This window comes from Bacillus sp. FSL K6-2819, from assembly GCF_038008305.1.
Taxonomy (GTDB): domain Bacteria; phylum Bacillota; class Bacilli; order Bacillales; family Bacillaceae; genus Bacillus; species Bacillus amyloliquefaciens.
In genome coordinates, this window is the sequence record NZ_JBBOYV010000001.1 from 2834195 (window position 1) to 2856657 (window position 22463).

Annotated in this window: 24 protein-coding genes, 2 pseudogenes and 1 other annotated feature; of the genes and pseudogenes, 12 read left to right on the plus strand and 14 right to left on the minus strand. The window is 46.4% G+C overall.

Annotated elements, in window-relative coordinates:
- Positions 1-86: 86 nt before the first annotated feature.
- Positions 87-1778 (minus strand): septation ring formation regulator EzrA, encoded by a 1692-nt coding sequence (gene ezrA, locus MHH91_RS14735; protein WP_013353190.1) that lies wholly within the window; start codon positions 1776-1778, stop codon positions 87-89.
- 195 nt (positions 1779-1973) lie between these two features.
- Here ezrA and hisJ point away from each other — a divergent pair, with 195 nt between their 5' ends.
- Positions 1974-2786, plus strand: a complete 813-nt coding sequence (hisJ, locus tag MHH91_RS14740) for a histidinol-phosphatase HisJ (RefSeq protein ID WP_013353191.1) — start codon at positions 1974-1976, stop codon at positions 2784-2786.
- Here the strand turns inward: hisJ and refZ are convergent.
- Entirely contained in the window at positions 2776-3399 is a 624-nt protein-coding gene (refZ, locus tag MHH91_RS14745; protein WP_013353192.1) for a forespore capture DNA-binding protein RefZ, read from the minus strand. The genes hisJ and refZ overlap by 11 nt on opposite strands.
- Before the next feature lie 124 nt (positions 3400-3523).
- Here refZ and MHH91_RS14750 point away from each other — a divergent pair, with 124 nt between their 5' ends.
- Positions 3524-4006, plus strand: a complete 483-nt coding sequence (locus tag MHH91_RS14750; RefSeq protein WP_013353193.1) for a GAF domain-containing protein — start codon at positions 3524-3526, stop codon at positions 4004-4006.
- 35 nt (positions 4007-4041) lie between these two features.
- Here MHH91_RS14750 and MHH91_RS14755 read toward each other — a convergent pair whose 3' ends face one another.
- Positions 4042-5790 carry a sensor domain-containing diguanylate cyclase gene (locus MHH91_RS14755; RefSeq protein WP_013353194.1) on the minus strand — a complete coding sequence of 583 codons (1749 nt, stop codon included), beginning with the start codon at positions 5788-5790 and terminating at the stop codon, positions 4042-4044.
- Positions 5791-6084: 294 nt separating this feature from the next.
- Between MHH91_RS14755 and rpsD the strand changes: the two genes are divergently transcribed.
- Complete coding sequence (gene rpsD, locus MHH91_RS14760) at positions 6085-6687, plus strand: 30S ribosomal protein S4 (RefSeq protein ID WP_003152406.1); 603 nt, start codon at positions 6085-6087, stop codon at positions 6685-6687.
- 172 nt (positions 6688-6859) lie between these two features.
- Here the strand turns inward: rpsD and hmpA are convergent, their stop codons facing one another.
- Positions 6860-8050 carry an NO-inducible flavohemoprotein gene (gene hmpA / locus MHH91_RS14765; RefSeq protein WP_014470822.1) on the minus strand — a complete coding sequence of 397 codons (1191 nt, stop codon included), beginning with the start codon at positions 8048-8050 and terminating at the stop codon, positions 6860-6862.
- Positions 8051-8319: 269 nt separating this feature from the next.
- On the opposite strand from hmpA, the gene MHH91_RS14770 reads away from it, so the two are divergent.
- From MHH91_RS14770 to MHH91_RS14780, 3 genes and pseudogenes are all read left to right on the plus strand, one after another.
- Complete coding sequence (locus MHH91_RS14770; protein ID WP_014470823.1) at positions 8320-8469, plus strand: hypothetical protein; 150 nt, start codon at positions 8320-8322, stop codon at positions 8467-8469.
- 163 nt (positions 8470-8632) lie between these two features.
- Positions 8633-8761: pseudogene (locus tag MHH91_RS14775) on the plus strand (cysteine protease); the annotation flags it as partial.
- 284 nt (positions 8762-9045) lie between these two features.
- Positions 9046-9174, plus strand: coding sequence for a hypothetical protein (locus MHH91_RS14780; protein WP_014470824.1), 129 nt, complete (start codon positions 9046-9048; stop codon positions 9172-9174).
- Positions 9175-9189: 15 nt separating this feature from the next.
- On the opposite strand, the gene MHH91_RS14785 is transcribed toward MHH91_RS14780, so the two are convergent.
- From MHH91_RS14785 to MHH91_RS14795, 4 genes and pseudogenes are all read right to left on the minus strand, one after another.
- The gene (locus MHH91_RS14785) at positions 9190-9945 is read right to left on the minus strand and encodes an SGNH/GDSL hydrolase family protein (RefSeq protein ID WP_013353197.1); all 756 of its coding nucleotides are present in this window, start codon (positions 9943-9945) and stop codon (positions 9190-9192) included.
- 165 nt (positions 9946-10110) lie between these two features.
- Entirely contained in the window at positions 10111-10332 is a 222-nt protein-coding gene (locus MHH91_RS14790) for a hypothetical protein (protein WP_014470825.1), read from the minus strand.
- A gap of 13 nt (positions 10333-10345) precedes the next feature.
- Positions 10346-10420, minus strand: a pseudogene (locus tag MHH91_RS20855) (hypothetical protein); the annotation flags it as partial.
- Between the two features lie 187 nt (positions 10421-10607).
- Complete coding sequence (locus tag MHH91_RS14795; protein ID WP_013353198.1) at positions 10608-11480, minus strand: cation diffusion facilitator family transporter; 873 nt, start codon at positions 11478-11480, stop codon at positions 10608-10610.
- 218 nt (positions 11481-11698) lie between these two features.
- Between MHH91_RS14795 and MHH91_RS14800 the strand changes: the two genes are divergently transcribed.
- The 3 genes from MHH91_RS14800 to MHH91_RS14810 all read left to right on the plus strand — a co-directional run bounded on the left by MHH91_RS14800 (position 11699) and on the right by MHH91_RS14810 (position 13629).
- Entirely contained in the window at positions 11699-12505 is an 807-nt protein-coding gene (locus tag MHH91_RS14800; RefSeq protein WP_013353199.1) for a TrmB family transcriptional regulator, read from the plus strand.
- Between the two features lie 72 nt (positions 12506-12577).
- Positions 12578-13309: an AzlC family ABC transporter permease gene (locus MHH91_RS14805; protein WP_013353200.1), complete on the plus strand. Its 732-nt coding sequence runs from the start codon at positions 12578-12580 to the stop codon at positions 13307-13309.
- Positions 13306-13629, plus strand: coding sequence for an AzlD domain-containing protein (locus tag MHH91_RS14810; RefSeq protein WP_013353201.1), 324 nt, complete (start codon positions 13306-13308; stop codon positions 13627-13629). Before MHH91_RS14805 ends, MHH91_RS14810 begins: the two co-directional genes overlap by 4 nt.
- A 41-nt stretch (positions 13630-13670) precedes the next feature.
- On the opposite strand, the gene sr7p is transcribed toward MHH91_RS14810, so the two are convergent.
- From sr7p to acsA, 3 genes are all read right to left on the minus strand, one after another.
- Positions 13671-13796, minus strand: coding sequence for a small protein SR7P (sr7p, locus tag MHH91_RS14815; RefSeq protein ID WP_014470826.1), 126 nt, complete (start codon positions 13794-13796; stop codon positions 13671-13673).
- A gap of 120 nt (positions 13797-13916) precedes the next feature.
- Positions 13917-15182: a tyrosine--tRNA ligase gene (gene tyrS, locus MHH91_RS14820; RefSeq protein WP_013353203.1), complete on the minus strand. Its 1266-nt coding sequence runs from the start codon at positions 15180-15182 to the stop codon at positions 13917-13919.
- 50 nt (positions 15183-15232) lie between these two features.
- Positions 15233-15469, minus strand: a binding site (T-box leader).
- Positions 15470-15522: 53 nt separating this feature from the next.
- Positions 15523-17241 carry an acetate--CoA ligase gene (gene acsA, locus MHH91_RS14825; RefSeq protein WP_013353204.1) on the minus strand — a complete coding sequence of 573 codons (1719 nt, stop codon included), beginning with the start codon at positions 17239-17241 and terminating at the stop codon, positions 15523-15525.
- A 158-nt stretch (positions 17242-17399) separates the two neighbouring features.
- Here acsA and MHH91_RS14830 point away from each other — a divergent pair, with 158 nt between their 5' ends.
- Genes MHH91_RS14830 through MHH91_RS14840 form a run of 3 tightly spaced genes read left to right on the plus strand, consistent with a single transcriptional unit; the run spans position 17400 to position 19867 of the window.
- A complete protein-coding gene (locus MHH91_RS14830; protein ID WP_013353205.1) occupies positions 17400-18032 on the plus strand; it encodes a GNAT family N-acetyltransferase in 633 nt (210 codons plus the stop codon).
- A 24-nt stretch (positions 18033-18056) separates the two neighbouring features.
- On the plus strand, positions 18057-18704 hold the full coding sequence (locus MHH91_RS14835) for an acetoin utilization AcuB family protein (RefSeq protein ID WP_014470827.1): 648 nt from the start codon (positions 18057-18059) through the stop codon (positions 18702-18704).
- Positions 18701-19867, plus strand: a complete 1167-nt coding sequence (locus MHH91_RS14840) for an acetoin utilization protein AcuC (RefSeq protein WP_014470828.1) — start codon at positions 18701-18703, stop codon at positions 19865-19867. The genes MHH91_RS14835 and MHH91_RS14840 overlap by 4 nt, the downstream gene beginning before the upstream one ends.
- Before the next feature lie 9 nt (positions 19868-19876).
- Here the strand turns inward: MHH91_RS14840 and motS are convergent, their stop codons facing one another.
- From motS to ccpA, 3 genes are all read right to left on the minus strand, one after another.
- Positions 19877-20566 carry a flagellar motor protein MotS gene (gene motS / locus MHH91_RS14845; protein ID WP_041481663.1) on the minus strand — a complete coding sequence of 230 codons (690 nt, stop codon included), beginning with the start codon at positions 20564-20566 and terminating at the stop codon, positions 19877-19879.
- Positions 20556-21371: a flagellar motor protein MotP gene (gene motP / locus MHH91_RS14850; RefSeq protein ID WP_013353209.1), complete on the minus strand. Its 816-nt coding sequence runs from the start codon at positions 21369-21371 to the stop codon at positions 20556-20558. Before motP ends, motS begins: the two co-directional genes overlap by 11 nt.
- A gap of 69 nt (positions 21372-21440) precedes the next feature.
- Entirely contained in the window at positions 21441-22445 is a 1005-nt protein-coding gene (gene ccpA, locus MHH91_RS14855) for a catabolite control protein A (RefSeq protein WP_013353210.1), read from the minus strand.
- Between the last annotated feature and the right edge of the window lie 18 nt (positions 22446-22463).

A 22463-nucleotide genomic window follows, 5' to 3' on the forward strand; every position in this document is an offset into this window, starting at 1 on the left:
TCAGCCGCAGGCGCTTTTTTATATTCCGGGAGAAACAAAAAAACTGCACCTCTGATTTCCATCAGGGTGCAGTTTTTGCTTGTACGCTATGAAGCAGATTGATCAGCTTTAATTTTTTTCACGGCGCCGGGAGCCGCTTTTTCAACCGCAGCCGCCGCCATCTCGTAAGCTTCATTGTAGCTGTAAGCGTAAAACAGCCGTTCCGCTTCTTTCAGCTGTTCGGATAAAATGTGATTCTGGCTTCGGAAACGGTTTCCGTACTGGATGATCCGCTCAATAAGCTTCACCTGAATCACCAGTTCTTCCGCCTCTTCACTGACTTCCGCAACCATCTTTTCAGCTTCATTCAGATGTTTGGCGGCTTCCTCCATGTTTAACGGCAGCTCTTCCAATTGGCTGACGGTTTTTTCTATATGATGATTTGCCGTCTCGAGCTTGTCCTTGACCTGTTCAGGAATACCCGGCACATTGCTTTTTTGCAGCATTCTCGCTGTGTCAGAAATGGTTTTCCGAAGGTGCATCAGCGTTTCACGCGCCTGCAGTTCTTCTTTTCTGAGCGCTTGCAGATTTTCACGGTATTCGGCATGTTCTTTCTGAGCCTCTTCCATCTGCTTTTCGATGGCCTCAACTTCTTCAATCAGCAGAGAGTAAGCGACATGCTCTCCGTCAAGTTTTTCTCTCGCCTGCTCAAGGAGCCGGCCGATCGTTTCCATCTGTTTTTCAAACGCATGCTGTCTGCCGATTTCTCCCGCCGTCAGCTGATAGCTTTCCTTGACGAGCTCTGTTTCGGTTTTTGTGCGGTCTTTTTCTTCCTCAAGCTTCTCATACGCGATGATCAGTTCAGGCATTTTGCTTAAGACGGACTGTCCGGCTTCCACTTCGCCTTCCAGCTGTTCATACATCGATTGAATTGTTTCATCAATCAGCTGAAGAATGGCGGACGCTTCGTCGACATCCAATTCTTCCAAAAGCGCGTGTTCTGCCCGTTTCACTTGATTTGTGAGTGTCTCCAGCTCTTTTTCGATTTGAATATGTTCCAGTTTGTAGCCTTTTTCCGTCATTTCCCGGTAGCCGTCTTTCAGCTTGGCAATTTGGTTCGGCACGGTCTGTTTACAGTCCGCGAGCAGTTTCGGAACGTCATCTATGTATGTTTGAAGCTGATCCAGCCTGCGGTCCTGTTCAAGCAGCACTTTTCTCGCTTTGATGTAATTGCCGCCTTCCGTCTCTTCTTCGAACTCTTTTATGCCGCTCCAGATTTCGTCGAGATCCGTCTCCAGGCTGTTATAAAGCTCTCCGTAGAGATGGCTGTACGCCAGAAGGTTCTTCCGCGCTTTTGAATACCGCTCACGCACCTGTTCAATCTCTCCGCGGCTTTTTTCCTCGCTCGTCACAAGGTCGCTGATCTCACGCAGGATGCCTTCTATATTTGATTCGGCGGCGGTGAGGAGATCGTCGATGTGGACAAGCACCTGATTCGCTTTTTTAAACCGGTATTTGTCGGCGTTCTCTTCGGCATCATAAAGGAGCTCTTCTACTTTCGGCAGATGGGCTGTGACAATTTCATCCCACTCCTCGCGCCATCTTTCAAAGAACTCTTCCGTCTCTCCGGTCATTTTCAGATGTTTGATCTTGGACATTTCTTCCACAATCGAACGGTTTAAAATTTCAATCTTCCATGACTCCAGCCGGTCAATTTCCGTATAAATTTTTTTCCTGAAAAAGTAGCCCGCCGCAAAGAGTGCGAGCAGTATAACCAATAATCCGATGACTAACTCCATAATGAGCCCCCTTGTTGTTCTCATAATCTGTCAGGGTGTTTTATGTATTCAGAAAGATTTCAATATATGTATTGAGAAAATCTGTCGTTTTCATTGTTATTATGATACCATGTAACCAACATTTTTTGACCAGAAATCAAAAACTTTTTGCATAATTTCGGCAGGATTCTGCAATTTTTTAATGGAGTGACAAAAATGGAAAAACGAGACGCTCATATCCACACGCCTTTTTGCCCTCACGGCTCGAAGGACGCGCTGAAACAATATGTCGAAAAAGCCCTGGAAAGAGGCTTTACATCTATCACATTTACTGAGCATGCCCCCCTCCCTCCGTCTTTTCAAGATCCTACACCGCTTCGAGACAGCGCAATGGCTCTCAGAGAGATGGAGGCCTATTTGGACCGGGTCTCACAATTAAAAAAGGTATACATGGGACAAATCAGCATCCTGACAGGGCTTGAAACCGATTTTATCTCAGGGTATGAGGAGGAAACCGCGGCGTTTCTGAATACATACGGCCCCTCACTGGATGACGGCATTTTATCTGTTCATTTTTTGAAGGCCGGCCCGTCTTATATATGCCTCGATTATGATGAGCACGCGTTTCAGCGGCTCGCCGCGCACTTCGGAAGCATTGAAGCGGTATATGAGCAATACTATGAAACTGTGTATTCTTCCATTGTAACACCGCTCGGCCCCTTTAAGCCAAAACGGGTCGGCCATATCACACTCGTTAAAAAATTCGCGCGCCTTTTCCCTTACAGCATGTCACCTCAAATAAGAGAGCTTGTGACCCGCTGCCTTGACGCTGTGAAGAAGCACGGAATGGAGCTGGATATTAATACATCCGGGCTCAGAAAGAAGTTTGCCGGGGAAGTATACATGGAGGATTGGATGGCGGAGACGGCGAAGCAAAAAAAAATCCCGCTCATATTCGGGTCGGACGCCCATCAAGCGGAAGATGTCGGCAGTTTCTATGAAACGTACAAAAGCATCATTACTTCATAAGCACCGCATCAGGCCGGCGAAACACGCTTTCGATCCAAATCTTCACCTCTTCAAAATACTTTTTATAAAAATACGGTTCATGAGGCTGCATATAGAGCACCTCCGTAATATATTGTGGCTGAAGATACGGCATCATCAAGAGGGATTTCAATTGCAGAATAAAATGCGGCACGGGCAGCGTCAGACGCCTATCGCGTGACTGCCCTTCTTCGATCACCAGCTGGAAAATATATTTTTCTTTCATTAAATAAGTAGACATAATTTCCCTGATAAGCACAGAATCAATCGTCACTTCCCGGTACACAAACCGCGTTAATTGACGATGATCGTGCTGATAGGATAAAATATCAAAAATCACCCGCAGGATGCGTTCCTGTGCGTCTTCACCGTTCATACTGACGGCGGCGTTTTCCAGCGCCTCAGTGTAGCCTTCGTAAAACTCGGAAACTAAATGTTCCATTAATCCGCCTTTCCCTTTAAAATAGTAGGAGATGTGCGCAACATTTACATCAGCTGACTTTGCGATTTCACGGACGGACGTGCCGGAATAGCCTTTTTGGTTAAACAGCTGGACAGCGGCGTTAATAATTTTGTCTTTGGTGCTTACTTTCATACGGCTCACCCCTTTATGTTACCAATTCAAGCCGAAGGGCGCCGTTCCTGTAAGAACTTCTCGACAAATGCCGGCAGAACGGCCGGAACTTTGTTTGATATTATAGAAAAAGTGAGGGTTTTCCATGTTTCATGTCGAAAAACAATCCGGAGATAAAGAAAAAAGTTATCAGCTTCTGCTTAAACAGCTCGAAGCCATGACAGAAGATGAAACAGATGCGATCGCAAATTACGCGAATGCGTCAGCGCTTTTATACCATTCCTTACATGAAGTCAACTGGGCGGGGTTTTACTTTGCTAAAGAGGGCGAGCTTGTGCTCGGACCGTTTCAAGGGCTTCCTGCCTGTGTGCGCATTCCGTTCGGCAAAGGCGTATGCGGCACTGCCTACTCTAATGGCGCAGTGCAGCGGATTGCCGATGTGCATGCGTTCCCGGGACATATCGCCTGTGACGCGGCTTCCCAGTCAGAAATCGTTCTTCCGATCCGCGTAAACGGTGAAGTGATCGGTGTGCTGGACATTGACAGCCCCGTGAAAAACCGTTTTGATGAAACAGACGAATCCTATTTAGCACAGTTTGTTGAAACGCTTGAAAAACGATTAGGATAAAAAAAAGGAGTTCGGCCCGCGGGCCGGCTCCTTTTTTACGTCGCCGTGCTGTTTTGATGGATGATCAGCCGGTTTTTACCGTTCCGTTTGGCGGTATAAAGCGCCTCATCCGCTTGCTGAACGAGCATTTTCAACGGCATCGGGTCAGTCTTTGACCAGCAGGAAACACCGCAGGAAATCGTCACGCGCGGTTCGGTGTTTTCCCGGATGGCGCGGACCAGCCTTCTGGCGATGCGTTCCCCGGATGATACGTTGATATTCGGCAGATAGACAGCCAGCTCCTCGCCTCCCCATCTCGCAGCGACATCGTGCTCCCGGATATGGTTTTTCATAACGGAGGCCACCTGTATCAGGATCGAATCCCCCGTTTGATGACCGTATGTATCATTAATGTTTTTGAAATTATCGATATCAACGAGGATGAATACACCCCGTTTATGAATTTTCATGCTGTATTGAATTTTCTCATCCAAATAGGTTCTTGAATACAGCTCCGTCAGCTGGTCTGTCTGAACAAGATGCTCAAGCCTGTCGCGCAGCATGGAGTTCGTGACCGCCAATGTCGCATGGTGAATGAGCGCCTGAAAAAGCTTATACATTTCAAACGTAAAAGCGTATAAATCCTTTTTCAATAAAATCGCGAATCCGAAGACGGTGTCATTTTCGATCATCGGCACCGCCATCAGCGAACCGTAGCCATTTTCGCCGAATACAGTCTTTCCGCTGCCGATAAACACACCTTTTTCTCCTTCGAACAGCTTTTCTTTCACAATGCTGATGTATGCGTCCGCGCGTTCTGTCTTAAAAAAGGCGGTATGCCCGGGAAGCAGATTTTGCGCTTCAAAATGGTCAATATGAAAAAAAGCCACTTCTTCCGCATGAAACGATTGAATCATAATAGCGGCGAGCTCCCGCATCGTATCAGTGAGCCTGAGACGCTGATTCAGCTGACGCGATGTTTCATTGATGAGCTCAAGATTCGCAATGCTTTTTTTCGATTGCTCATACAGCTGCGCATTTTCAAATGCTTTTCCCGCTGCGCCCGCAAGCAGCATCATTTCACTCAGAGAACTGCACGAAAGCGCGGCATCCTGCAGCCCCTCAGCCTTCAGAACCCCGTAAGTCCCCTGCTGGCCTTTAATCGGCAGGTAAGCAGATGACCTGCCTTTCCTGAGCATTCTGCCTGACAAATAAACCTTCAGGGCAAACGGATCGGCATCTTCTCCGTCCATATGCAATTCTTTTGCGGGGAGCTGTCTGTCCGTATCCTGATCCTGCGAGATAAACAGTAAAAAACGGAAAGACTGGAAAGCCTTCCTCAAACTCGCCTGCAGTTTTTCCAATACTTCATCCTGATCTAAAAGCGAATGGAACATTTCTGTCATTTTGTGAATTTTCCGCTGATGCTTTGTTTTGTCAAACAGCCCGCTTTGTCTCACAGATTGATTGATAAATTGAGTAACGAGCTCAGGCAATGATTCCGGGATCGGAAGTCCGCTTTCCGAGCGCAGATAAAAGGATCTGCCGGACGTCTGATTCCTGATCATAAAACGGCCGTCACTCTCTTTCAGCGGAGCATAATTCGGTTCCTCTTCTGTTTTTATGGTGAAACGTGTTGATTCAGCCGGTGAAAGGGTCAATGAAAGAGATGTAAAGCAGGATTCAAGAGCTGAGGCCAGCCATAACAGCGAGTCGGATAATGAGACGGATTCAGATTTCGTCAAGAAAAAAGAAAGCATTTTCTGATGAAAGGCCGTAACTTCATCGATTGTTTGTTTTTTCATTTTTATCACCTAAACATGTACTACTCATTTTTGTACATTATATCATAAACCGACAGTCTTCATGGAGAAATGGTTGACGGCGGCCGGGAAAAATCATATAATGTTCTTTGTGTGAAATATTGCAGCCTTTTTGTTCAGCTTCTGTGTTTTCATTTTGTTCCTTAGCTGTAAGGTGTATCGTGTAACTCTCTGCTGCTGGAGCGAGGATACATGAAAACAAAATGTGCACGGTCGGATCGAACAGACGGTTTTTATTTTCCACAAAATAAAACCAAACAAAGGAGGAGTCACATTATGGCTCGCTATACAGGTCCATCTTGGAAACTGTCTCGCCGTTTAGGAATCTCTCTTAGCGGTACAGGTAAAGAATTAGAAAAACGCCCTTACGCACCAGGTCCTCACGGTCCGGGACAGCGTAAAAAACTATCAGAATACGGTTTGCAGTTGCAAGAAAAGCAAAAACTTCGTCACATGTACGGTGTAAACGAACGTCAATTCCGCACATTGTTTGACAAAGCTGCAAAAATGACTGGTAAACACGGCGAAAACTTCATGATTCTTTTAGATGCACGCCTTGATAACGTTGTGTACAAGCTTGGTCTTGCGCGCACTCGCCGTCAAGCACGCCAATTAGTTAACCACGGTCACATCCTTGTTGACGGAAGCCGCGTTGACATTCCGTCTTACCAAGTAAAACCTGGTCAAACAATCGGTGTTCGCGAAAAATCAAGAAACCTTTCTATCATCAAAGAATCTGTAGAAGTAAACAACTTCGTTCCTGAGTACCTTACTTTTGACGCTGAAAAGCTTGAAGGTACATTCACTCGTCTTCCAGAGCGCTCTGAGCTTGCTCCGGAAATTAACGAAGCGCTTATCGTTGAGTTCTACTCTCGTTAAGTAAAACGCTCTTTAAAGAGCATTGGATTAAACCCCGGAAATGTTGTGATGACAATGTTTCCGGGGTTTTTCTTTTGGTTGTGTAAACTGCCCCCGTACTCAGCCGTTTATCCCGGAGAATATAAAAAGCACCCGTTCATCCGGGTGCTTTTTATCGTATTTCATTCTTCCATCACACCATACTCAGCTGCGGTTCGAATAATTCGTAGTGGATCGATTCTGGCGGTGTATTGAATTCAGAAATCAGCTTTTTCATTGCTTTAATGAATGACGGTGAGCCGCACAGGTAAAAATCAGCATCTTTATCTGTCATCACTTCTTCTAAAAGCCGCTTGTCAATCCGGCCTTCCCGAAAACGAATGTTTTCTGAACGGTCTTGTTCGGACGGCTCGCTGTAAATAAAGACAGTGTCAACGGATGAATGTTCCGCAGCTTCCTCAGCTTCATGCCGCAAAGCATGATACTCTCCGCTCCTTGCCGCATGGATGAAAAGAACATTTCGCTGCGGCTGGGTTTTCACAACCGTTTTTAACATGCTGATCATCGGCGTAATCCCGACACCGGCACTGATGAGAACCAGGTTCTTCTTTGAGGCAGGGTCCAATATGAAGTCACCGGCCGGGGCGCTGATCTCGATTGAATCTTTTTCATGTAATTGGTCATGCAGATAAGAGGAAACAACCCCTTCTTTTTTAACGGAAATCCGGAAATAATCCTTACCGGACACGTCCGATAAGCTGTACTGGCGGATATGCGTATAACCCGTGTCCGGAATGTATACTTTTACACTGATATACTGTCCTGCTTTGAATTCAGGCAGCGGCTGTCCGTCTTCCGGTTTTAGATAAAATGACGTTATCTCTTTGCTTTCTCTTACCTTTTTATCAATTTTAAACGGCTTATAGTCTTTCCATCCGCCTTTTTGCGTTGCCGCTTGTTCATACATGTCCTTCTCAATTCCGATAAATGCGTCTGCAATTGCGCCGTATGCTTTTTCCCACGCCTGAATGACCTCAGGAGTAGCCGCGTCCTGTAACACATCCTTTATCGCTATTAACAAAAACTTTCCAACGATTGGGTAATGCTCGGGCTTAACTCCGATACTCCGGTGTTTATGGCTGATTTGTTTAACGACGGGAATTATGTTTTCCAAGCGGTCAATATTGGCGGCGGCTGCAATCACGGCATTCGATAAGGCTGTACGCTGGGTTTTTTTCTTTTGATTCGTCTGATTAAAAATATTCAACAGCTCAGGGTGATGCTGAAACAGCAGGTCATAAAATCGTCCTGTGATTTCTTCACCATGCTCTTCCAATACCGGCACGGTGCTTTTAATGATCGCGATTGTTTTTTCATCGAGCATTCTGAAATCCCCCCAAGATGTATGCATCTCGATTGACTGAAAAGAATCATTTTGAATTCTTTTTTATAGATTTCCCCGGTCAAAAAGAATTAACCATTCCGATTTGAAGCGAATTCAGGAAAACCCTGTAGATACTATAAGGATAAAAACAGCAGATAAATGCATTATAAAAACCAAACCTGCGGCCCTAAAAAATACGGACTTTTCTCAGTGTACTTGTCCGGTGCAAAATCCTCCTTGTCAGCTATTTAGTACGGGAGGTGAGATAAATGGGGAAAGAATCGAAAGTGTATTACTGTGACCCTAAGTATGTTGTGGCTGACACGTATACTGACAGCGAAGCGGTGTACGTCCATCCCATCAAACACATTAACAGAGAGCATATCCGTTATGCTCCCCGTCACGTTTATCATTCATGAGATCGTTGATCCGGGCGGTCCTGGGAAATGTGAGTGTAAAAAAAATAAAAAAAGACACAGATGGTAATTGGCTCGCCTTATCTCAGGTTAAACACGCAAGCTAAGCAGACCTCCGTCTTTTCTTGTGCCTGATACCGTTGTTATATACAAACAGGCATGACGTATGAGCAAAAAAATCGCAGTTCTGGTGACAGACCAATTCGAGGATACAAGCCCGGCAGAAGCAGAAAAAGAAGTGACCGGCAGGCACGGTGAGAAAGTAAAGGTCGATCAAGCGATCTCAGACGCAGATGAATTCGCAGCTGAACGCCCGGATGGATTTACTAAAGCATCCGCAAAGATTTAATAAATACCGGCACAAATTTTATAAAGGTGAAGAAGCCGGAAGCCATCATATTTTAACGAGCAGAAATGAATCGTGAATCATTGAAGCTGCTGAAATAAGCGAATAAAAAATGCACAGACAGTTCAGTCTGTGCATTTTTTATGGATATTTAAACTGGACCTATTCTCTTTACCATCCAAAATAAGTAAAATAGAGAGTGGGTTTTTCAAAACTCGACGGGAGGTTCACTTATGTGGATAATCATTTTGCTGCTTATTATTTTAATCGGCTTTACCGGAAATATTGTCTCGCTTTTGAGAGCGCAACGACGCGCATCTCAAAGAATTATTGAGCTTTTAGAAGAAAAAAGCCGAAAATAACCTTTTCGTGCTGTTTCATCCGTAATAGTAATAATAATTTCGGCAGATTTCCTGAAAAATGATTTGATGCCCTGTCTCGTTCGGATGAAGACCTTCTGACATGCACATTTTGCGGAAAGCAGGATTATACGGGTCAATGAGATCTGTATCAAACAGGTCGGCATACGGTACAGAGAGGAGTGTGCAGGCTTCTTTTTGGGCTTTTACATAGTCCGCCAGCTTCAGGCCCAGTTTATTTTTATCAGTATCACGGCGGACGATTTTTCCGTTTGAGATTTTCACCTGCCTTGTCGGGGTCACCACAATGATGCTGCAGTCTTTATTTCTGCTTCGCAGCTGCTGAATGACCTGACAGAAGCCTCCGTAAAATGTGGTGATATCCTTTTCATCTGTGCCGATGGGAATATGGCCGCACCAATCATCATCTGTTCCCTGCACAATAATGACATCATGGCCCGACGTTTTAAGCGATTGCTGATAAATGTTATCGGTTCCATTGTTGCTCATATTGACGCCGCTGACAGACAGATTGGTTATTGCAGCGTTTGTCCGGTCTTTCAGAATGTCACCAAAGCCGTATTTCGCACGCAGCCCCCGGGCGACGCTGTCACCTAAGATCGCGATTTTCGAAGCCTTCCGGAGCCTGCTTATGCTGATGAAGTCCACGCTGACATGTCCGCTGTCCGTGATATGTAACTGCTTGCTGCTGATGTTCTGCGAATATACCGTTTTTCCTTCAGATTCTTTATAAAAATCCTCATTCAGCTTCATTCGGTGTCATCCCTTCCTTTTTATCCTTCGGCATCATGTTCAGACATCAAAAACGGACACGAACAAACAGCGTCATGTTGTCAGTTCAGTGTCCGCAGATGATGATACTGGAGTTTTTCCAGTTCTTTCTATTGCCATTATAGCAGATCCCGGTTCTATACGCATTTATTGCACATCGTAGTTTTTATAGTCAGCATTTGAAACAGCGCTTGCGGGAAGAGCGGTGCTTTTGATGGGACCGTCTTGTGCGATGCGTACGACGTGTCCGGCGCGTCCGTCTTCTGCTGCGTGAGCGGTGTGAACGGTGCGTCCGTCTTTTGCTGCGTGAACGATGTGAACGGTGCGTCCGTCTTCTGCTGCGTGAACGGCGCGTACATTTTCCGGCAACCGGTTCTTGGTGTAAATACTCCCCTAAACCTTCTCTTTCAGCAACGGCAACTCCATGTTCAATTTCTTTAACAGAAATAGCGTTCAATTGTATTCACCTCCCTTTTTCTTTACAACAACTTATGAAATGAACCTTTCACTTGTATAAGCTTCTCTCTCATATTGGTGAGAAATAGTCATTTACATATCAAAAAAGCCCCGTTTTACACGGGGCTCTCAGTTAAAGATCACGATTATCGCTGTCAGAAACTTGCCGGTGACAAAGGCAAGATCATTTATTTCTTCCTTTCGCTCTCCGGCTCAGGATGAATCATCACCTGTGCTTGTTTAAATTCATCCGTAATATCCCTTTCAATGCGGTCACACAAGTCGTGCACGTCTTTAATCGTCACGTGAGACGCCACGACCATATGAAAATCAATATACTCCTGCGGGCCTGAGCGCCTTGTACGAAAATCGTGGATTTCAATAAATTCCTGATGAAATGTATCGATAATCTTTAAAATTGTTTTCTCTTCTTCTTCTGACAGACGGGTATCAATCAGCGGCGGAAATGCTTCTTTCATTAACTTAAATGCTTCATATATGATATACACCGCAAGCACCATACCTATAATGGGATCAAGTATATACCACTCCGTTAATGTAACAACCAAAAGGCTTGCCGCTACGCCTAATGATGTGTATACGTCAGTCAGTAAGTGCAGAGCATTTGATTTCATTGCTACGGAATTAACCTTTTCAGCTTCTCTTTTTACTAATTTCGAGACGATCAAATTAATGAGAGCCCCTAAAAGCATCACAATAATTCCCAATACCGGCAGATGAACCGGCTCTGGATTCACCAATTTTTGAACGCATTCATATATCATCCAAATCCCTGCCGCAAAAATCAGAATCGTCTCAATGGTTCCGGAGAGATTCTCGACTTTTCCATGTCCGTACGGATGCCCTGTATCAGCCGGCTTTTTTGATATCCTGACGGAAATAAAGGCGATGAAGGCGGCGATCAAATCTAAAAAAGAATGAATGGCTTCGGAAAGTATCGCGACAGACCCTGTTATAATGCCCACCGCTATTTTGAGCATGACGACAAGAGAATTGCTTATAACTGATAAAAAAGCGATTTTAGAGGTGTTTTCCACCATGATCCTCCTCTTTTGACTTCTTGAATTTATCGTATCAAACAGCATTCGTGTGGGTCTACGGCAACGTTTTTCACAAGAGCCATACAAGTAACTCGCTCTAAAATAAGTTGGAAAGCGACAAAACAGCTGTGCCTTTCATTCAGCACTCAAGTCCCATTGACAACATATAACCGCTTAAATTATAGTAGTTTCATGAATAACCACTACGGAGGATGTTTATGGAGGATGTTCTGAAAGAATTACAAAAATTTGGATTTTCTCAATATGAATGCAAAGCATATATCGGCTTGTTAAAACACTCGCCTGTTACCGGGTACGAAGTCAGTAAAAGGTCAGGCGTCCCCCGCTCAATGATCTATGAAGTATTGGGAAAATTAGTTGATAAAGGCGCTGTCCATATTGTGCCGTCTGATCCGGTTACATATGCCCCGCTGGCCGGAAAGGAATTAATTGACCGGCTGCGGCACGATTTCGAAAGCTCCTTCGGCTATCTTGAGGAGAAATTATTGGCGCTTGAAAGCGAGCAGGAGATGAATGTCATCCTCCGCATCAGCACAAATGATCATGTCATCAATGAATTGAAGGATATGATTGAAAAAGCCGAGGAAGAGTTGTGGCTGTCTGTCTGGGAACAGCAGATTCCCTTTATTCAAGAAGCCGCTAACAAACGCGCGGCCGAAAAATTGCCCGTCTTTTCGATTGTGTTCGGCCCTCCGGAAGTAAAGCTCGGAAATACGACACATCATAATATGTCGCCTGAAGTGGCGGAAAAACGCATGGGCGGGAGATTAACGATAGCGGCACGCGATAATAAAGAAGTCTTAATCGCCAATTTTTCTCCGCAGACGAATGCCTGGGCCATTAAATCAGAAGATCCCGCTCTTGTTCTCGTGGCCATGGAATATATGAGGCACGACCTTATGTTCGCGGAGCTTGTAAAAGAAGTAGGGGCTGAAAAAGTTGAAGGCCTGATGAAACAAAACCATTCGTTATTTCATGTCGTCACCGGAAATCGGTTCATATAAATGTGAACCGTATTTTCTTTGATTTTTTCATTAGTCGTTATCATTATAATCTCTAAGGAAGGAGTATAAAAAATGATTAACACAGAAGTGCAAAAAACCGCCGTTTCCCGGGAAATGAACGATACATTTTTACAGGGGGTCCGGGATTGTGTGCCTACCTTGCTTGGCTATATGAGTATCGGTTTTGCTTTTGGCATTGTCGGCGTGGCCTCACATCTCAGTATTCTTGAAATTTGTTTGTTATCCGTGTTTGTCTATGCCGGCGCCGCCCAATTTATTATTTGCTCGCTCCTTGTTTCCGGGAGTCCGATTTCCGCCATTATTTTAACGACGTTTATCGTCAATCTGCGGCACCTTCTGCTCAGTCTGACCATCGCACCTTATTTCACGAAATACTCTTTGGTGAAAAATATCGGCTTCGGTGCTTTGCTTACCGACGAATCTTTCGGGGTAGCGGTAAACAAGGCGGCTCAGAACGGCAGGCTTAACGATAAGTGGATGAACGGCCTTAATGTAACAGCTTATGTGTGCTGGGTTATTTCTTGTGTGATGGGCGGGCTTCTCGGACAATGGATATCTGATCCTTACGCCCTCGGCCTGGACTTCGCTTTGCCCGCTATGTTTGCGGCGCTGCTGGTGCTGCAATTGCAGGCGTCTGCGTCGGAAAAGCTGAAGCACAATCTTTCCTTAATCGTCTATATGATCATCTTTATGGTCTTGTTATCCTATATCGTGCCGTCACATATCGCAGTCATCGTCTCAACCGTGATTGTGGCAACCATCGGGGTGGTGACGGACAAATGAGCATCAGTACGCAAATGATCTGGATTATACTCGGCTGCATGATTGTTACACTTGTGCCGCGTATCGTTCCGTTTATATTTGTCCGGAACATTCAGATGCCTGAATTGGCTTTAAAATGGCTCTCCTTTATTCCGCTCTGCATTTTGACCGCTCTGGTAACGGAGAGCATGATCGTGAAAACAAATAGCGCTTTGACCTTTGATTGGAAAGCAATGATCGTTCTCATCCCGACATTGCTTTGCGCGATGTGGACAAAAAGCTTATCAATTACGGTCATCACGGGAGTCGTGCTGATGGCCGCCGTCAGGCTGATCTGGTGACAAATAAAAGCCTCCATTCCGCAGAATGAAGGCTTTTTCCTTTATGATGGCGGATTTTCTTCTTCCGCCTCAGGTTCCTCGGCTTTGACTTCGGCGTTCATGCTTTGCTGCTGTTCCCAATGATCCCGCTGCAATCTTTCCTTCGCGATGGTGAACATGAAATTCACGGCGCAGCGCCCCTTCCCTGTTTTGCCTTATACTATGTACTGTACTCATTTCCCGGTGCAGTATTCACAAAACCTAAAAAAGCAGCCTGCCGCATAAAGCGGCCGGACTGCTTTTTATTTTCAGTACGTGATCAGGAAGTATTTTTTCTTTCCGCGGCGCAGTACGGTAAATTGATCTTCGATGCGGTCTTCTGCTGTCAGAAGATGGCTGATGTCCGTCTGGCGCTCGCCGTTAATGTAGACGGCCCCGTTTTGAATGTCTTCGCGGGCCTGCCGTTTTGAAGGCGACAATTTAGATTCCACAAGCACGTCTACTAAAGACAGCTCTTCAGAGCGGTCTTTTTCAAACGAAGGCACGTCTTTAAACCCTACCTTGACGTCTTGAGCGGAAAGCTCTTTAATATTGCCGCTGAAAAGCGCCTGGGAGATATGAACGGCCTGCTCCAGCGCTTCGCGGCCGTGTACAAGAACAGTCACTTCTTCAGCGAGACGTTTCTGCGCTTCCCTTTTCTCAGGAGCCGTCTCCGTTTTTTCAGCATAAGCTTCAATTTCCTCTTTTGACAGGAAAGTAAAGTATTTTAAATATTTGACGACGTCGCGGTCATCTGTATTGATCCAGAATTGGTAGAATTCATACGGCGATGTTTTTTCTTTATCAAGCCAAATCGCGCCGCCTTCCGTTTTGCCGAATTTCGTGCCGTCCGCTTTTGTGACGAGCGGAATGGTAAGACCGAACGCTTTCGCCCCTTCTTCTTCCGATTTTCTGATCAGTTCAAGACCGGCCGTGATGTTGCCCCACTGGTCACTGCCGCCGATTTGGAGTTTGCAGTTCTTTTCTCTGTACAGATTCAGGAAATCGTAGGATTGCAGGATCATGTAGCTGAATTCCGTGTAAGAAATCCCGGTTTCAATTCTTGAGCTTACAGTATCTTTCGCAAGCATGTAGTTGATTCCGAAGTTTTTTCCGACGTCGCGAAGAAATTCAATGATGCTCATTTTTCCGATCCAATCAAAGTTGTTCGCTATGACAGCGGGGTTTTCTCCGGCTTCGAAATCTAAAAATCGGGAAAGCTGATTTTTAATTTTTTGCGACCATTCGACAACGATATCCTGAGTGTTTAACGTACGTTCCGCTTTTTTGCCGCTCGGATCGCCGATCAGTCCCGTTGCGCCGCCTACAAGCGCAATCGGATGGTGGCCTGCAAGCTGGAAACGGCGCAGTGTCAATATCGGCAGAAGGTGTCCGATGTGGAGGCTGTCAGCCGTCGGGTCAAACCCTGAGTATAAACGGATTTTTTCTTCGTTCAGCTGTTTATTCAGTCCTTCTTCATCCGTCATTTGCTGGATTAAGCCGCGGAATGATAAATCTTCTAATAAATTAGTCATTTTGTCTTCTCCTTTGTTTATAGAAATAAAAAACGCCCCTTCGTTTAAAACGAAGGGACGATATAATCGCGGTACCACCCTACTAATAAAAGCCTAAAAAAGCTCTTATCACTCTTCCTGATAACGGACCGTGTCCGTTCTTTCACTACTGAAAGCCTTCCTTTGAAGTACTTTGTTCGCAAAAGCGGTTCATGAGTGTATTCGGCATATCTTATGTACTGATTTTCACCGGCCATCAGCTCTCTGGAACAATCAGATATCCTACTTGTCTCAATCAAAACCTTTTCGTATGAAGCTTACTCATTTTTAACATAAATTAGATGCAATGTCAACGCCGGCTTTAATCTTCCATTGTGGACAGGTCGCCTGCCGGCAGGTTCAGCTCCCACGCCTTCAGGACACGTCGCATGATTTTTCCGCTTCGTGTTTTCGGCAGTTTATCTTTGAACTCAATTTCACGCGGTGCGGCATGCGCGGCAAGCCCTTGTTTTACAAAGAGGCGAATGTCCTCCTTCAGCTGATCGGATGGTTCATGTCCTTCTCTGAGGGCGATAAACGCTTTAATGATTTCTCCCCGGACAGGATCCGGCTTTCCGATGACACCGGCTTCGGCAATCGCCGGATGTTCAACAAGTTTGCTTTCGACTTCAAACGGGCCGACACGCTCGCCGGATGTCATAATAACATCATCGACTCTGCCTTGGAACCAGAAATAACCGTCTTCATCCATATAAGCTGAATCTCCGGAAACATACCAGCCGCCCGGCATGAAATAAGAATCATATTTTTCTTTGTTATTCCAAATGGAATCCATCATGGACGGCCAGCCCTTTTTAATGGCGAGGTTCCCCATCCGGTACGGCGGAAGTTCATTTCCTTGATTGTCAACGATCGCCGCTTCCACTCCCGGAATCGGTTTCCCCATTGAACCCGGCTTGATCTCCATGCAAGGATAATTGCAGATAAGCTGTCCGCCGGTTTCCGTCATCCACCACGTATCATGGATGCGCTTGCCGAATACTTTATGCCCCCACTTGATGACCTCAGGGTTTAAAGGCTCTCCGACACTCAGGACGTGACGAAGTGAGGTAAGGTCAAATTTGGACGCCATTTCATCTCCGGCGCCCATAAGCATTCTGAAAGCGGTCGGAGCGCTGTACCAGACGCTGACACCGAGCTTTTCAATTGTGCCGTACCAGTTTTCCGGACTGAATCTGCCGCCGACGATTACGTTCGCCGCTCCGTTCAGCCACGGCGCAAAAATCCCGTACACCGTCCCGGTCACCCAACCTGGGTCCGCAGTGCACCAGTAAATATCGTCTTCTTTGAGATCAAGCACCCACTTGCCGGTCTGGTATTGCTGAATCATGGCTTCATGAACGTGAAGCACGCCCTTAGGCGTTCCGGTAGAACCTGATGTGTAATGAAGCAGGTAGCCGTCTCTTCTGTCCATCCATTCAATGTCAAGTCTCGTGCTTTCCCCTTCAGCCGCTTTATCGTAATGGATGATTTTATCTCCCGTTTCTTCGCTGCCGCCGACAATGAAAATATGCTGCAGGTCGGGGAGACTCTCTGCCGGAATCCGTTCGGCCAGCTCAGGTGTTGTCACGACAACCTTTGCCTGGCTGTTCAGCAGACGGTCTTTGACGGCGCCTTCCATAAACGCTTCAAATAAAGGACCGGCAATCGCACCGATTTTAATAGCGCCGAGCATGATAAAATACAGCTCCGGCGAACGAGGCATGAAAATAAAAACGCGGTCTCCTTTTTCCACGTTTCCATACCGTCTCAGCACATTTCCCGCCCGGTTCGATTCCTCCATCATTTCTTTAAATGTGTATTTTTCTTCTCTGTTTGCGTCCTTGTAATACAGCGCTACTTTGTTTCTGCGAAATGACTCGGCATGGCGGTCAATCGCTTCGTATGCGGCATTCAGCTTCCCGGTCTGATGCCAGGAAAACTCGGCCTCTGCTTCTTTCCAATCGAAGCTGCGGTATGTTTCCTCATAATTTTGCAGATGATAATTCCCCTTTTCTGCTGGCAACGCTTTCAAGTTCATGCAACATCCCCCTTTGCTGATCTATAGACTAATTATAGTAGAAGTTCACAGTTTTCTCAATTTTTAAAATATAAATTACTGTACTATTGAAAACGCTTTATAATTTGTTATGCTTAAAGGAGATGTGTTTTTATTAAGAACCGACAGGCGGTGAATCAGTGAAACATCATAAAACGTACCATTCTACATCTATTCAGACAGCAGCCGGCCCTCTTTTAGTAGAAGGGCCCGTTCCTCCAGAGGACTTAGCACAGTATGAGTTTCATGAAGGCCTGACAGCCTTTCGCCTTCCTCATGAACAGCACAAAGCGTTAATCGAGATAGCCGGGCTTCCCGAAGGGCGGATCATTATCGCCAGGGACGGACAGACGATTATCGGCTATGTGACGTATTTATATCCCGATCCGCTTGAACGGTGGTCTGACGGAAATATGGAAGACCTCCTTGAACTCGGGGCGATCGAGGTCGCTCCCGGCTACAGGGGCTGTTCTGTCGGAAAAACTTTGCTGACAGTCAGCATGATGGATGAACAGATGGAACATTACATCATCATGACGACGGAATATTACTGGCATTGGGATTTAAAAGGAATGAAAAAAGACGTGTGGGAATACAGAAAGATTATGGAAAAGATGATGAATGCCGGGGGTCTTGTCTGGTTTGCAACGGATGAACCGGAAATCAGCTCTCATCCGGCCAATTGTCTGATGGCCCGCATCGGCAGGCACGTCAGTCAGGAGTCAATCGAACAGTTCGACAGACTTCGTTTTTATCAGCGATTTATGTATTGACTGACATACAAAGGGGATAAAAAAATGATTGCAGAACAAATCATGAAGCGGGATGTCATCACCGTCACAAAAAACGACTCCATTGAAACAGCCGTACGCAAAATGAAGGCCTATCATATCCGTCATCTCCCTGTCACCGACGAAGACCTGCACGTCGCCGGTATCGTCACAGACAGGGACATTAAACAGGCCGGCCCGGACAGCAGCTTTGAACAAGAAGACCGCGGCGCGTTTCTGACAAACAAAGTGGAAACCATTATGAAACGGAATGTCATCTGCGCCCATCCGCTTGATTTCGTGGAAGAAATATCCGCTTCTTTTTATGAGCATGGCATCGGCTGTCTGCCGATCACGGTAAACAATAAGCTGACAGGCATTTTAACCAAAACCGATGTACTTCGGACTTTCGTCAGCCTGACAGGCGCAGCCCAGCCGGGATCACAGGTGGAAATCCTGGTGACGGATATGACCCAAAGCCTTGCTGATCTCAGCTGCATGTGCCGTGATCTTCAGCTGCAAATCCTGAGTGTGCTCGTCTATCCCCATGATTCAGCCGGCTCGAATATACTCGTCTTTCGGGTGAAGACGATGAATCCGCTCCCTTTCATCCATGCCGTTCATGAGGCCGGATACAATGTCTTGTGGCCGAAACATTTGAGGGATCAGTCATGAGAGACAGCGTTTTTGTTTACTCGCCTTCTTATCAGACATATCAATTTCACCAGGAACATCCGTTCAATCAGCAGCGCGTGCTTTTGACATACGATCTGCTTCAGGCGGCGGACGCGTTTGAAGAGGGAGATATCGTCGCTCCCCGCACGGCCTCTAAAGAAGAGCTGGCTCTCGTTCATACGGAGGATTACATACAGGCTGTGGAACTGGCGGGTGCGGGCCGGCTCCCTGCCAAAGAAGGAGAAAGCTACGGGCTCGGAACGGAAGACACCCCCGTTTTTGCCGGCATGCATGAAGCCGCATCGCTTCTTGTGGGCGGCACCTTAACAGCGGCCGATTATGTCATGACGGGACAAGCAAGGCATGCCTGCAATTTAGGAGGCGGCCTTCACCACGGCTTTCGCGGCAGGGCATCGGGCTTTTGTATCTATAATGACAGCGCCGTGGCCATCCAATACATTCAGAAAAACTACGGGGCAAAGGTGTTATACATTGATACCGACGCCCATCATGGCGACGGCGTTCAATTTACATTTTACGACAGGTCTGATGTCTGCACTGTGTCTTTTCATGAAACCGGGCGTTATTTATTTCCCGGGACGGGACAGGTACTGGAAAAAGGAAGCGGCCAAGGCTACGGCTATTCTTTTAACATCCCGCTGGACGCCTTCACAGAGGATGATTCCTTTCTTCACGCTTACAAAACGGCCGCCTCGGAAATCGCGGCTTTTTTTAAGCCGGATGTGATTCTGACTCAGAACGGAGCAGATGCCCATTATTACGATCCATTGACACACCTGTCCAATACCATCTCCATTTATCAAGAGATCCCGCGGCTCGCTCACTCATTGGCCCATCAATATTGCGGCGGCAGATGGATCGCGGTCGGCGGCGGCGGGTACGATATTTGGAGAGTCGTCCCGAGAGCATGGAGCCGCATATGGCTTGAGATGAAAGGGATTGATCCCGGGGAGCGCATACCGCAGAAGTGGATTCAAAAATGGCAGAAACACTCTCCCTATACCTTGCCCGCTTTTTGGAGTGATCCTGACCAATTATATCCTCCGATTCCCCGAAAAGAAGAAATCTCAGAAAAAAATGCCCAAACCGTGGAAAAAGCGCTTTTTGCCATCCGGTCTGAGCAGCGGTATAAAACAAAATAAAAAACGACCTTACGAGGAGGTCGTTTTTTTTATGACAATTTCTACACGGCGGTTTTCTTTCATATGTCTGATGCTTTTGTTGTCCTTCACAGGTTTCGTATCCGCGTAACCGACAGAAATAAACCGTTTGGCGGAAAAGTCTTCTTTTGCGGTAAAATAACGGATCACACTCGCCGCTCTTGCAGATGACAGCTCCCAGTTCGACGGAAATTGATAGGTGGAAATCCGGCGGCTGTCCGTATGGCCTTCAACCTGTATGGCATTCGGAAGTGTTTTCAAAAGCACCGCGATCTGATGCAGGACTGGCTCAGCGTTTTTCAGCACATCCGCTTTTCCAGTCTGAAACAGAACGGCCTCCTGCAGCACAAGAACCACTCCGCGCTCATCGCGCTTCGCCGTCATTTTGGAACTTAAATGGTGCGTTTTTATGTATGTCTTCACGTTCTGCAACAGCAAATCCTGTTCACTATTTTCGTTTGCTTTGCTTGATGACGCTGGTTCACCCCCGCTGCCGTTTGTATGAATCGAAGTAACGGCTGATTGAAATTTTTCCGCGTCTATTTGCGACATCGAAAAAAGCAATATAAAGAACACGAGAATAAGCGTGATCAAGTCGGCAAACGTCACCATCCATCTTGGTGAACCTCCTGTATTTCCCGGTTTGTTCCTTCGTTCAAAACGCTCTTTTCTAAGCTTCATGGACAGCGCCCTTTTTCTTGTTCGAAGGCTGTCCTTTACGCCAGTCTTCTCTTGAGCTGAAAACGACGAGCTGACTTTCGAGATTGCGGGGATTTTTTCCCGATTGGATGCCGACAACACCTTCGATGATAACCTGCTTGATGAAAATTTCACTTTCGGTTTTTTCTTCAAGCTTTGCCGCGATAGGGATAAACACCAAATTGGCAAGCAGCGCCCCGTACAGCGTCGTCAATAGCGCAATAGCCATATTCGGCCCGAGTGTATGCGGGTCATTTAAGTTTTTAAGCATGAGCACGAGTCCGACAAGCGTCCCGATCATTCCCCAGGCGGGCGCAAAATCACCGGCTTTTTCAAAAACGCGTCTGCCTTTTCTGTGCCTTTCTTCCATCGCGGCGATCTCTGAATCCATCACCAGCCGGATCGTTTCCTCGTCCCAGCCGTCTATCGCAAGCAATAACCCTTTTTTTAAAAACGGGTCTTTGATTTCACGCGCCTGATCCTCCAGAGACAGCAGCCCTTGCCTGCGCGCCTGCTCCGCAAGGCTGACGAATACTCTGACAAGCTCCTTCACATTATCATCCTGACGGGAGAATACCTGTTTTAAAACAGATGGGGTTTTCTTTAAATCCCGCGGCGGAAAACTGATAAACACCGCTGCGGCAAGGCCGCCTGTTACGATTAAAAAAGAAGTCAGATCTAAAAATGAGCTGATTCCCGCCAGTCCCGTTCCTGACAGAATTCCGATTGCGACAATAATACAGCCTAACATAAATCCAACGGGTGTCAGATAATCAAAACGTTTCATATCTTCTCCTTATCAAGTAAAAAAGCAAGATTCCACTCAGGCAGAGTGAAGCTTGCTTTTCCGTTTTTCTTATGACTTGGTTGATTGTCTTAATTCGATGCGGTGAGGCAATTCAACGATATGCTCTTCAACCGGCTCTTTGTTCATCAGTTTTGTCAAAAGTCTCATCGCCACGGCGCCGATATCGTACGTAGGCTGCACGACTGTTGAAAGCTGAGGGCGGACCATCAGGCTCAATCTCGTATTGTCAAAACCGATAATGTCAAGATCGTCAGGAATCGACATACCCTGATCCTGGGCCGCATGAATAATGCCGAGAGCCATTTCATCCGTCGCAGAAAGGATCGCCGTCGGTTTCCGGTCAAGGCCCATCAAGCTTTGAAGCGCCTCCATCCCGGAATCATAGGTGTAATCGCCTTCCGCCACGAACTGCTCGTTAAACGCAATGCCCGCTTCTTCAAGCGCCCGTTTGTACCCTTGCAGTTTTTTCGAACGGTTGATCGGCTCTGCCATCGGTCCGGAGACAAATGCGATATCGCGATGCCCCTTATCAATGAAAAGCTTGACGGCATCATAAATCGCCTGTTCATAATCAATGGCGACAGAAGGCGTCTCGCCCTGTTCTTCAACTGACGCAGCCAATACGATCGGAACGGGAGAGCGCTTAAATTCTTCGACATGCTCGTCCGTAATGTTGCCGCCCATAAATACGATACCGTCTACTTGTTTACCGAGCATCGTATTTAACAGGTGCAGTTCCTTCTCGAGATTTTGGTCTGAATTGCTTAAAATAATATTATATTTGTACATCGTCGCGATATCTTCAATTCCCCGCGCAAGTTCCGCGTAAAAAATACTTGAGATATCAGGGATGATGACGCCGACCGTAGTCGTTTTTTTGCTTGCCAGTCCTCTTGCCACCGCGTTCGGGCGGTAGCCGAGGCGGTCAATGGCTTCCAATACTTTTTTTCTGGTCGTCGGTTTTACATTCGGATTGCCGTTTACGACGCGGGAAACAGTCGCCATGCTGACATTTGCTTCTCTGGCCACATCGTATATCGTAATGTTGCTCACTGAAACCACTCCTTTTAC

Excerpts from the sequence above, each read along its gene's own strand:
- acsA (WP_013353204.1), bottom strand. The coding sequence starts at position 17,241 with ATGAACTTGAAAGCGTTGCCAGCAGAAAAGGGGAATTATCATCTGCAA.
- MHH91_RS14770 (WP_014470823.1), top strand. The coding sequence starts at position 8,320 with ATGGGGAAAGAATCGAAAGTGTATTACTGTGACCCTAAGTATGTTGTG.
- refZ (WP_013353192.1), bottom strand. The coding sequence starts at position 3,399 with ATGAAAGTAAGCACCAAAGACAAAATTATTAACGCCGCTGTCCAGCTG.
- hisJ (WP_013353191.1), top strand. The coding sequence starts at position 1,974 with ATGGAAAAACGAGACGCTCATATCCACACGCCTTTTTGCCCTCACGGC.
- MHH91_RS14755 (WP_013353194.1), bottom strand. The coding sequence starts at position 5,790 with ATGAAAAAACAAACAATCGATGAAGTTACGGCCTTTCATCAGAAAATG.
- MHH91_RS14750 (WP_013353193.1), top strand. The coding sequence starts at position 3,524 with ATGTTTCATGTCGAAAAACAATCCGGAGATAAAGAAAAAAGTTATCAG.
- motS (WP_041481663.1), bottom strand. The coding sequence starts at position 20,566 with ATGAAGCTTAGAAAAGAGCGTTTTGAACGAAGGAACAAACCGGGAAAT.
- MHH91_RS14785 (WP_013353197.1), bottom strand. The coding sequence starts at position 9,945 with ATGAAGCTGAATGAGGATTTTTATAAAGAATCTGAAGGAAAAACGGTA.
- MHH91_RS14840 (WP_014470828.1), top strand. The coding sequence starts at position 18,701 with ATGAGAGACAGCGTTTTTGTTTACTCGCCTTCTTATCAGACATATCAA.
- MHH91_RS14795 (WP_013353198.1), bottom strand. The coding sequence starts at position 11,480 with ATGGTGGAAAACACCTCTAAAATCGCTTTTTTATCAGTTATAAGCAAT.
- MHH91_RS14835 (WP_014470827.1), top strand. The coding sequence starts at position 18,057 with ATGATTGCAGAACAAATCATGAAGCGGGATGTCATCACCGTCACAAAA.
- hmpA (WP_014470822.1), bottom strand. The coding sequence starts at position 8,050 with ATGCTCGATGAAAAAACAATCGCGATCATTAAAAGCACCGTGCCGGTA.
- rpsD (WP_003152406.1), top strand. The coding sequence starts at position 6,085 with ATGGCTCGCTATACAGGTCCATCTTGGAAACTGTCTCGCCGTTTAGGA.
- MHH91_RS14800 (WP_013353199.1), top strand. The coding sequence starts at position 11,699 with ATGGAGGATGTTCTGAAAGAATTACAAAAATTTGGATTTTCTCAATAT.
- MHH91_RS14805 (WP_013353200.1), top strand. The coding sequence starts at position 12,578 with ATGATTAACACAGAAGTGCAAAAAACCGCCGTTTCCCGGGAAATGAAC.
- MHH91_RS14810 (WP_013353201.1), top strand. The coding sequence starts at position 13,306 with ATGAGCATCAGTACGCAAATGATCTGGATTATACTCGGCTGCATGATT.
- tyrS (WP_013353203.1), bottom strand. The coding sequence starts at position 15,182 with ATGACTAATTTATTAGAAGATTTATCATTCCGCGGCTTAATCCAGCAA.
- MHH91_RS14780 (WP_014470824.1), top strand. The coding sequence starts at position 9,046 with ATGTGGATAATCATTTTGCTGCTTATTATTTTAATCGGCTTTACCGGA.
- motP (WP_013353209.1), bottom strand. The coding sequence starts at position 21,371 with ATGAAACGTTTTGATTATCTGACACCCGTTGGATTTATGTTAGGCTGT.
- ezrA (WP_013353190.1), bottom strand. The coding sequence starts at position 1,778 with ATGGAGTTAGTCATCGGATTATTGGTTATACTGCTCGCACTCTTTGCG.